Origin of the sequence: Mesorhizobium sp. M1E.F.Ca.ET.063.01.1.1 (assembly GCF_003998155.1) — a bacterium.
Lineage (GTDB): Bacteria > Pseudomonadota > Alphaproteobacteria > Rhizobiales > Rhizobiaceae > Mesorhizobium.
In genome coordinates, this window is the sequence record NZ_RZSC01000178.1 from 1 (window position 1) to 9,538 (window position 9,538).

The 9,538-nt window shown below is 59.0% G+C and carries 9 protein-coding genes and 1 pseudogene; 3 read left to right on the forward strand and 7 right to left on the reverse strand.

Annotated features, from left to right (window positions below):
• Nucleotides 1–331: 331 nt before the first annotated feature.
• Nucleotides 332–441, forward strand: a pseudogene (locus EOA29_RS44015) (7-cyano-7-deazaguanine synthase); the annotation flags it as partial.
• A gap of 141 nt (nucleotides 442–582) precedes the next feature.
• On the opposite strand, the gene EOA29_RS14985 reads toward EOA29_RS44015, so the two are convergent.
• The 7 genes from EOA29_RS14985 to EOA29_RS15015 all read right to left on the reverse strand — a co-directional run bounded on the left by EOA29_RS14985 (nucleotide 583) and on the right by EOA29_RS15015 (nucleotide 5,415).
• The gene (locus tag EOA29_RS14985; RefSeq protein WP_029356493.1) at nucleotides 583–1,596 is read right to left on the reverse strand and encodes a 1-aminocyclopropane-1-carboxylate deaminase; all 1,014 of its coding nucleotides are present in this window, start codon (nucleotides 1,594–1,596) and stop codon (nucleotides 583–585) included.
• 276 nt (nucleotides 1,597–1,872) lie between these two features.
• Complete coding sequence (locus EOA29_RS44020; RefSeq protein WP_348628884.1) at nucleotides 1,873–2,367, reverse strand: exopolysaccharide production repressor protein; 495 nt, start codon at nucleotides 2,365–2,367, stop codon at nucleotides 1,873–1,875.
• Entirely contained in the window at nucleotides 2,276–2,593 is a 318-nt protein-coding gene (fdxB, locus tag EOA29_RS14995) for a ferredoxin III, nif-specific (RefSeq protein ID WP_029356496.1), read from the reverse strand. The genes EOA29_RS44020 and fdxB overlap by 92 nt, the downstream gene beginning before the upstream one ends.
• Nucleotides 2,590–2,793: a CCE_0567 family metalloprotein gene (locus EOA29_RS15000; RefSeq protein WP_029356497.1), complete on the reverse strand. Its 204-nt coding sequence runs from the start codon at nucleotides 2,791–2,793 to the stop codon at nucleotides 2,590–2,592. Before EOA29_RS15000 ends, fdxB begins: the two co-directional genes overlap by 4 nt.
• 46 nt (nucleotides 2,794–2,839) lie before the next feature.
• Nucleotides 2,840–3,283 carry a DUF269 domain-containing protein gene (locus EOA29_RS15005; protein WP_240992585.1) on the reverse strand — a complete coding sequence of 148 codons (444 nt, stop codon included), beginning with the start codon at nucleotides 3,281–3,283 and terminating at the stop codon, nucleotides 2,840–2,842.
• 330 nt (nucleotides 3,284–3,613) lie between these two features.
• Nucleotides 3,614–4,771 (reverse strand): TlpA disulfide reductase family protein, encoded by a 1,158-nt coding sequence (locus EOA29_RS15010; protein ID WP_127221093.1) that lies wholly within the window; start codon nucleotides 4,769–4,771, stop codon nucleotides 3,614–3,616.
• Between the two features lie 449 nt (nucleotides 4,772–5,220).
• Nucleotides 5,221–5,415 (reverse strand): hypothetical protein, encoded by a 195-nt coding sequence (locus EOA29_RS15015; RefSeq protein ID WP_029356503.1) that lies wholly within the window; start codon nucleotides 5,413–5,415, stop codon nucleotides 5,221–5,223.
• A 945-nt stretch (nucleotides 5,416–6,360) separates the two neighbouring features.
• Here EOA29_RS15015 and EOA29_RS15020 point away from each other — a divergent pair.
• Both EOA29_RS15020 and pyrE read left to right on the forward strand, forming a co-directional pair.
• Nucleotides 6,361–7,146, forward strand: a complete 786-nt coding sequence (locus EOA29_RS15020) for an acetoacetate decarboxylase (protein WP_029356505.1) — start codon at nucleotides 6,361–6,363, stop codon at nucleotides 7,144–7,146.
• A 1,026-nt stretch (nucleotides 7,147–8,172) separates the two neighbouring features.
• The gene (gene pyrE / locus EOA29_RS15025) at nucleotides 8,173–8,769 is read left to right on the forward strand and encodes an orotate phosphoribosyltransferase (RefSeq protein ID WP_029356507.1); all 597 of its coding nucleotides are present in this window, start codon (nucleotides 8,173–8,175) and stop codon (nucleotides 8,767–8,769) included.
• Nucleotides 8,770–9,538 lie beyond the last annotated feature (769 nt).

Here is a 9,538-nt window from a genome sequence, read left to right on the forward strand (position 1 = left end):
GGAATGCACCACGTCTAAGCTTCGGCGAATGCGCCCAGGTACACGCGGGCATTGTCGCGCCTCACGGCGAACGCACCAGAAGGGCGGGAATCTCGACGGTCATTTGGGTCCGGGAAGTGTCCGGCCCTCGCCGTTACCCAGATTTCGCCAAAGGAAGCGAAGTCAACGCACATTGAAGAGGCGGTGCTTCCGGCCGGCTGGGAGCCCTGTCGCTGGCCCACCTGCCGCACGCCGGCCACGTAAGCATCAAACTCCCTTCGGTTCGCAAAGTCGTCCCTCGGAGACCCGGAAGCGCAGGAGCTCCGACCGCAGTCCTCGCTCAACTCTCGCCATCTGCTCCGGGGGATTGGATCCCGTTCCCTTGCTAACAGAGTGGCAGCTGAGCACGAACTCGCCGGCCTCGTGTCTTTCTACGGCCAACGGCATAGGAAGAGATTGGATTCCCCGGCCCTCTGCGGAGCGAATGAACAGTTCTACAGATCATCGACTCCGCGAAATTGACCTCGGCCTTTCCGGCCCAGCGCTGAACGGTGTTATGCACGTCCGGTACGGCAGGACGGCGGAATCGTAGTCTGCGGAATGTCAGCCGTTGCGAAACGTGTAGCCGTACCCGTTGATCGCCGGCGCGCCGCCGAGATGTGCGTAGAGGACCCTCGATCCCTCTGGAAAGAAGCCCCTCTGGACGAGGTCTATCATCCCTTGCATCGATTTGCCCTCGTAAACGGGATCGGTAATCATGCCCTCGAGCCGCGCGCACAGACGGATTGCCTCTTTGGTTTCCTCCGATGGAACGCCATAACCCGGGTACGCGTAGTCCTTGAGCAACACCACGTCTGCCTCGACAATTTCCGCTCCGAGGTGGACGAGCTTCGCTGTATTTTGGGCGATGCCAAGCACCTGCGCCTTGGTCTTGGCGGGCATGGCGGAGGCATCGATACCAATCACGTTGCGCTGTCGACCGTCCTTGGCGAACCCGACGAGCATGCCGCCGTGGGTTGAACCAGTCACCGTACAGACGACGATATAGTCGAAGGCAAACCCAAGCTGCTTTTCCTGGGCGCGCACCTCCTCAGCGAACCCCACATAGCCCAGGCCGCCGTATTTGTGGACAGAGGCGCCGGCCGGTATCGCATAGGGCCTGCCGCCCCTTGCCTTGACCTCATAAAGTGCCTTTTCCCAGCTGCGGCGGATGCCGATGTCAAAGCCCTCGTCAACCAGGCGCACCTCTGCCCCCATGATGCGGCTCAAGAGGATATTGCCGACCCGGTCGTAGACGGCATCATCATGTGGGACCCAGCTCTCCTGGACCAGGAGGCATTTCATGCCGATCTTGGCGGCGACCGCAGCGACCATGCGCGTATGGTTGGACTGCACGCCACCGATTGTGACGAGCGTATCGGCATCTGACGCGATCGCGTCGGGCACAATGTATTCGAGCTTGCGCAGCTTGTTTCCGCCGAACGCGAGACCGGAGTTGCAATCCTCGCGTTTGGCGTAGATTTCCACCTTGTCGCCCAGATGCTTGCCGAGGCGGTCGAGCCTCTCGATCGGCGTGGGCCCAAAGGTGAGCGGATAACGTTCGAATTCTTCCAGCATGCTCTCTCCAGCAAAAAAGTACCTGAACCGGCTACGCACCGGTCAGCCCAAGGGTGTGTGTGATCAAAGCCACCCGTCTTTCGAAGCGGGTGCAGAAAACGTTCATCCTTATTGCAGCACCGAGTTTGTCGTTGCGACAAGCAGACCGCATCCGGCGTGCTGCGATGACTCTTATGTGCCTAATCGACCCAACACCCGCATCTCCCGGCCTAAGGACAAACCGAATGTGGTCGCGTCTTAGCCGAACACAGATTCCCTATACGATCAACTCAGTCATCAGAGGGTGACCAAAATTGGTGTGGGTCTGAGCACTGATCCTGTCATCCGCGCATCAAAGCAGCAGCACATGCTGGGCATTCGACCATAAGCCGGGACACAGCTGAAAATTTCATTCCGCAGCTGATCAGAGTCAGGCGACTGATACCGAGCTTCCCTGGAACCATTGACATGCTGGCCCATGTGGCGAGTTCCACGAGCGCGGCTAGACCGCCAGATCAGAAAGAGCACGGTGTCGAGATAGCCGGCCTGAAGCAGCAGCGAACAGGCCAGCGTCGTGACGACTGCCACATGGGTCCAATGCGAAGCGAAGTAAACCATCGACGCATTGCTGCACAGGACCAGCCCCACGAGCCGACAAAAGATATGAAGTGCAACGCCGTTCTCCTGGTTTTTCGCCAGATCATGTTGCGAGCTCGTCGGCCGCAACATGCGTCTGGCAGTTCTTGGGGCAGACGCGGGCGCAGGCTCCGCAGCCGATGCAGCGGCCGGCATTGTCAACAACCATGATCATGCGATTGAGCTCGCCGTCGAAATCGTCATCCTCGTCATTGCAGGGGCCGAGGATTTCACCCGCGTCATCGACGCCGTGAAGATGCATGACATCGCGCGAGCAGACCTTGAAACAACGGCCGCAGCCGATGCAGGTCTTGCTATCGATGAAGGTCAGGTACGACGGCATCCAAATGGAGCCGTCACGAGTGGTGAATGTGCGCATCATCCTAAATTCTTCATTGAAGCGAGTTCTCTCTTGGCAACATCCAACTCGGCATAAACGGCGTGGGTTTTCTCGGCGACTTCCTGTATGTCGGCCCACTTGCCCGGCAGACCCTCGACAAGGTCCTGCAATGCCATCTTGGCAATAGCTGCACGCAACTGGAGCTTTCGGACTTTCTTCCTCATCTTATCTAGGTCTGACATAGATCCTTCCTGGAACAATGGTTTTCTTGATGCGCGCCATCTCGGGCTAGGCTTCAATGACTGCAGTCGCATCGTCGACCAGTTTCGTACCGGCCTCAGCCAGTTTGCGGAGAGTCTCGAAGCCGAACCGGTGGACATCTCGATAGAACGACCAACCGCCGGAAGCCCCCAGGGGTTTCATTCCAATTATTGGCGACGTCGACACGCCGGAGCGCTCCTCAATCGCAAGCGCCACGGCGGTGTAAAACATGTCGAGCCTCCACAGCGCGTCCGAATCAGGATCGCCGATGAGAGGGGTCGCACATTGCTGTTCCTTGGTGATGATGAATTCGGCCAGCAGCTCGGCGTCCGAATTGCCTTCCCATAAGCCGAAGGAATCCTGAGTACGGATCAGCCGCAGAAGGCATTTGACGAACGGGCGAGCAAGGGCTTCTTCGTCCTTGTTGACAGCAGGGCCAACCGGTGCATGAGGCATTTCGTTGTTCCTCATTTCAGTCTTCGTCTTCGAGGGACGATTTCCTTTTCCTGCGATGCCCACTCCGGGCCCACTTGCGTGGCCGACGAATGGCTTGGGCGGCCCAACCCCACCCAAGAGTGCCCCGTGGCCGACCTCGACATGTCCACGAGTGCGAGACCTACGGCGCGAATTCGCGGCGCACATCGTCTGCGCCGCGATCCGACCGGTGGTCAACGCAATTGAAATCCACCCTGCCGCAAGCCGCCCGCCCTTGCTGCATCGACATACTTGCTGCGAAGCGAGCCTCGATGGGCGGATTGGCCAGTGTTCAATTCCAATTGTCAGTCCCTTCGCGATTCTTGCTCAGGAAGCGACTGCGTTTTGAGTTTCGGGTGCCTTGTTTTGCGGAGCCACACAAAGATCCGCGTGACAGGCAGGCTCACCCGTGTAGTTGGCCAGTGCTTGGAGCAATGGGGTAAGATAGTACTGTTTGGTGTGGTCCGGAATTGGCCCCAGACGGTCCACCGATTTCAGTGCCACCTCGATCAACTCGATTGCGCGATCTTTGTTGCCGCTCTCGTAATAATACTGAGCTACCGGGAGGTACCGGCGGTATTTAAACGGGCCATCGCCTTGTGGGGGATTTAAGGTCAGTATCTGTTCCGAGAGCTCGTTGCCCATCGCAAAGCGCTCGGCGCGCGGAAGATGGGAATTGTCCATCGTGGGATCGAAGAGTTGGTTGAGGGCCAAGGCCATCCACGACACCGCCTCGGACGTTTTGTCGATCGCGTCCTCGACCAATTCTCGCATGACCGGCATGCCGGTCTTGATGTCGCGCAGCTTGTGAAGCAGAAGATCCGCATGAATCTGCCGGAACTCATAAGAGTCTGGCATCAAGGCGAGGCCTTCTTCGATGGCCAAGAGCGCCGCCGTCCAATCCTCGGCCTGCATCGCCGGCGTAAGTTTGGCGTATATCGGCCGGGTAAGCGACATTTCGCGCGCTGCAAGTTGGTTATGCGCGATGCGCTTTGCATCGGCGGCTTTCGCTTCATAGCTGCTGCGCCAGCTGCCGTTAAGGACTTTCGGCAAAACGTCATCGAGTTCCGCCGGGTGGCCAATAAAAGCGATGTGGCCGTCGCGGTCGACCACGAACGAGGTGGGAATCCCAATCGAAGAGCTGGGATCCATCCAGAGCTTGTTCATTTCGCCAATGTAATCGAACCCGATACGATAATTCAGATTCGGGAACTTCTCGGTCAGCCAGGCATCCACGTTGGTCCGCGCCTCGTCCGCGGTTGCAGCCTGTTCGCAAGCTGCGACTCCGATAATCTCAAATCCGCTGTCTTTATATTTCTCCTGCAGTTCAATCAAATGGGGCATGGCGTCGACACATGGTCCGCACCAAGTCGCCCAAAATTCAACGAGGTAGACCTTGCCGGGCTTAAAGTTCGTGACGGGCTCGCCACGCAGCCAGTTCTCCACTTTGATCGGAGGAGCCGGGGACCCCATACGCAGTTCCATGATGTTCTTATCCAAAGCTACCCACACCTTTCGTGGCTTTTATGCGTAGTTGGTTTCTCTGTCAGAATCGCAACACACGGATCAGGAGGCCATCGCTCGTCTTGCGCGTTTGCATGCGATTCAGCCCTCTCACAGTGTTGCCGCCCATCAAGCAGCAATGGGCGTGCCAACCCCTCTCAGCTCCGGTAAGCGGCGGGGAATGCTTTGAAAATTCTCCACGAGCCCAAACACGGCCGATTGTCGTGGACCTGACATGTCTTCTGCCGCTGTCGGGTTTCGCCCTCTTGAGCCAGCCGCTTTAGGACAGGTGAGAGCTTGGATGGCTCGCCTGTCATTAGACTGGCCGGCGTCCTCGAGCAGTGGCACTTTGGCGCCGGGTCGAAAGTGCGGGGCGGCTTGGTCCTCGTGCCGCCACCGCCGCGTGTGGATCCTTGCCTCGTGGACATAAATCACCACGCGGCTGGCAAGTCGGCGGCATTGGGCTCAATCAGCGCGGCGTTGAGCCCCGACAGCACGTAATGCTGCACCAATGTATCGGATGCCCTTCGCTGCCTCCACTTCTGCAGCCAGGCGTCGAGCGACGCTACCTGCCCACGTTCGAGCGCGACTGCAGTAATCTGCGCCGCAGGATAGCCAGCCGCCATTAGAAGGTACTTGGGTCGGATAGGCGTTCTGCCAGCAAATGAGGTCCGCTGTATTTCCTCGCGATGGATCACAGGCGTTCTCGGGTGATCGGGCACTATGCAAGGCGCGTCACGCTGACTAGCGCCTCGAACCACACCGGTAAAGACGGCGAGGCTAACACGACGGATATCGCAAGATCCCTTGAAATGTCTCGTTCCCCCGGCGGGGCGCGTCCAGCTCACCTTGCGGGCGTACCAGCGCCGAATGGGTACGCACGACGTCAACCTGCCTTTGGGCCCAGAGCCTCCTTGCCCTAGCCGCATGGCCCCGGCTGGTCGAGAATTTCTGGTCGTCGAGCAGTAGAACTCTTTCACATGATGGCGAATGCGCGGCGTCCAGTGGGAGAACACCTCGGCATAAAGAGCGTTACTTCCCGGGCCGACGGTGGTGAAGCATAGCGCCCCGGTCGGAGCTATTTGCCTGAGGGGCGGAGGTCCTCTTGCGCAAAAGACACGTCCTCCCAATCCGCAAGCGGTCCTGTTCGGCGCTATCCGATGTCCGACAACGTCGGAGGCGTAACGTAGCTGAGCAAGATCTATCGCTTTGCCTCGAACGATTCTCATTTGGCATGGCGCGTGCGCGTTGATCCGCAAACCCCGCCATGAGGCGAAATCGGAGCTGGCCGCCACTCCACTTCCTCCTACCACGAGAGCAGACGGGAAGCAGCGCCTTCAAATGAGGAACAAAATCACTTTACCTCGAATCTTGCCTCTCGACTACAACCGGACCCATGGAACCGCGTCCGCGACCATACAATGAGTGCGCCCCGAGGCAATGGCCCAGCGCAAAATGGCTACGCGCGATCACGCCATGCATCCAGGCTAACGAAGGCACCTCGGAGAGCCTCGCCGCCATCATCGAGACCTATCTAAGCCCACTTGAGCCAGCACAAAGGAATTTCAAACATGCACCAAGATACCGTCCGTGGGAGAGCTTTCGCCATGCCCCTGACCAGCCCGGCCTACCCACCCGGCCCATATCGCTTCAGCAACCGGGAGTATCTGATCATCACATATCGCACCGATCCGCAAAAACTGCGCGACCTTGTGCCGGAGCCGCTTCAGGTGTGCGAGCCTCTGGTCAAATTCGAGTTCATTCGCATGCCGGACTCGACGGGCTTCGGCGACTACACGGAAAGCGGACAGGTCATCCCTGTCTCCTTCTGCGGCCGCATGGGGAGCTACACCCACTGCATGTTTCTCGACGACCATCCGCCGACAGCGGGCGGACGCGAGTTGTGGGGCTTTCCCAAGAAGCTCGCCAGCCCAACGCTCCGAACAGAGACGGACACGCTTGTTGGCACGCTGGACTACGGCCCGGTCCGCGTCGCGACGGGTACGATGGGCTACAAGCACCGGGCCGCGGACCTTGCGAGCGTTAAGGCCTCGCTCGCCGACCCGAACTTCCTCCTCAAAATCATCCCGCATGTCGACGGCACGCCGCGCATCTGCGAACTCGTGGAATACCACCTGGAGGACATCGATCTGAGAGGCGCCTGGACCGGCCCGGCAGCCCTGAACCTCTGGTCGCATGCGCTTGCCCCCGTCGCCGAACTGCCGGTGCTGGAAGTAGTCTCGGCCGTACACCTCGTCGCCGATCTCACGCTCGCGCTCGGGAAGGTCGTCCACGACTATCTCGCGGAAGCCGAGCCTCGCCATCGGAAAGGAAGAAACCATGAACTTTCACAATGATATTTTGTTGAACCAGCGCGACGGGGAGCCGGTGGCCGGCTTATCGACAAGGTGGCGGTGATCGCCGAAGCCGCGAGCGGGGTCGGCAAGGAAAGCGCGGTTCGCCCGCGAGGGAGCAAGAGTGGTCCGCGGATCTTGATCACAGCGAAGTCCAACAACGGCGTCCGGGATCGATCGATTGACGAAAAATGGTTGCCAGGGTGAGAGGCAGGTGGAACGCGGCTGATGCAGGCAATCGAAACCTTCGGGCGCCTCGATGTCCTGTCAGCAACGCCGGCGTCCAGAACGTAGCGCCGCTTGTCGAGTTCTGCCACAAGGCGCTTCCCGCCCGTGATAGGCTCCATCTCAGGGGTGTCGGCGAACTCAATGTCACCAAAATCAGTGTAAGGCTCGGCCTGCTGTTCGGCGTCTGCCTCAGAGGCAGACGCTCGCCCCTGTCGCCGATATCGCCGTAAAGACTCGGCCGGCAGGGAGGTGGACTACGACCTACCTTGAACTTTGCTTTCTACCGTCGTCAGATGAAGCGAGCCGAAATGTTGCGCCGCGGTGCTGATGACAAAAATTCTCGGCGGCTCGAACTTTACCTCTCGCGCCTCTACGACGAGGTTGCACGAAAAGCGCGGCCTTGCCCACTCGTCATCACAAGAGCGACACGGGCCGACATGGCGGCCGAAACGCTCACCTCATGCGCAACCTGGTTAAGAAGCTGGCGCAAACGGGGCCGAGCGAGGCGGAACTCGAGGGGACGAGGATGAAACGCCCAAATCCTCAAAGAGACGGCCCGCATCGAGAAAAGCCGTGCCTGCCGAGATCGGGCAAGGGCGGGTGGCCAACGCTACCCAGCCGTAGGGAAACCCGTGATCACGCTTTAGGCACCCAATAACGATAATGGAAAAATCTGCGCGAAACGGTCGCACCGGTATTGACATTAATTGACACACCCCGCGAACACTTGCATAAGTCACATAGCGGTAGTGACTAGGTGCATGCCGCACCCAATTTTTTCCCTAGGGCGAGGTCTGATCTATGGCGGCACTGGCAAAATTCAGACCAGTTGATTCCAGCCAACACGACAAGGACGAACTCCGCGAAATCGTCCGTGAGCGCTCTTTTCGATCCGGACGCTACACGCTCTCGTCGGGCATAGAGAGCGACATCTATTTCAATATGAAGCCTACCATGATGATGGCGCGAGGCGCGCAACTTGCCGCTCTTGAGTTCCTAAAAATCGCTGAGCAAGTGAAAGCAGAGTACGTCGGCGGCCTTGAAATGGGAGCGGTCCCCGTAATCGGATCGATGGCAGCTGTCAGCTCGGCGATGAACAAACCCATAAACACGATCTTCGTTCGCAAGACTCCAAAGCCTCATGGCACAAGGGACGTGATTGAAGGTCTTGGGCCCAAAGAAGATCTCGAGGGAAAAGTCGTCCTGATCGTTGACGACGTTGCCACAAGCGGCAAGTCGATATTGAAGGCGATTGAAGAGGTTCGCCGCGCCGGGGGCATTGTAGGTGACGCTGCTTGCCTCGTGGACCGCGACGAGGGAGCTACGGCGCTGCTAGCCCAACATGGGGTCACGCTGCATTCCGTTCTGCATGCGAGCGAATTTGTGGAACGCCACTGACAATCTCATACAACGGCTTTCCGGCGACCTAGCCTTAGAGGACATTCCGCCGCTTTGCAGCGAGTGCAGGCGCCTCGCGAGTAAGAGCGACTGCCCTTGCCCATCCTCACTGCTTTTGGTGCAACATATGCTGGCTGCCGTTCACCAGCCGCTTGACGCCATTGACCACCTTTCTGAGCAAGGCGCCATCAGACTGAAGGCTTTTACCGATTATCTGGCGACGGTCGTTCGAATAGCTTCAGAGCGCGGAGACGCGGCACCCTGGATCGATCTAGCCAGCCGGTTTAGCGCCCTTTTCGGTCCCGACGAGGTTGCCCATTAATCTAGTGCTTATCGCTTTCCATGAACTAGCAGCCTCGGCGGCATCGCGTCATGGATCGCCAGCGGCATGCCGGCCCATGATGCGAGCGTAAAAGCGCCGAGCAGCCGGTGCTGAATCTCGGACGTGACGACGCCGATTGGCGCGATGCGCGTTGGCACGGGCCCTCGTGCCCAAGCATGATGCGTTCCCATTCCGCGGCATCATGCTCGCGATCCCGTCTGTGCCGTGCTCAAGCAAGCGAGCCCGAGCGAACCGCCCTGGGTAGCGGATTTAGACAATCGTTAGTGGAGTTGGCTGGCGAATTGGCGAGTTCGGCCTTTGGTTGGAAGACCGGCTTGCGGCGGGCCAACCAAACGGGATTGGCGACACTGGAGTATGCCTTCACTGGGGTCGCGTCCTTACGCTGTAACGCGGCGGTCAGCGAAGCCGCGCGAGCGCCCCCTCGAT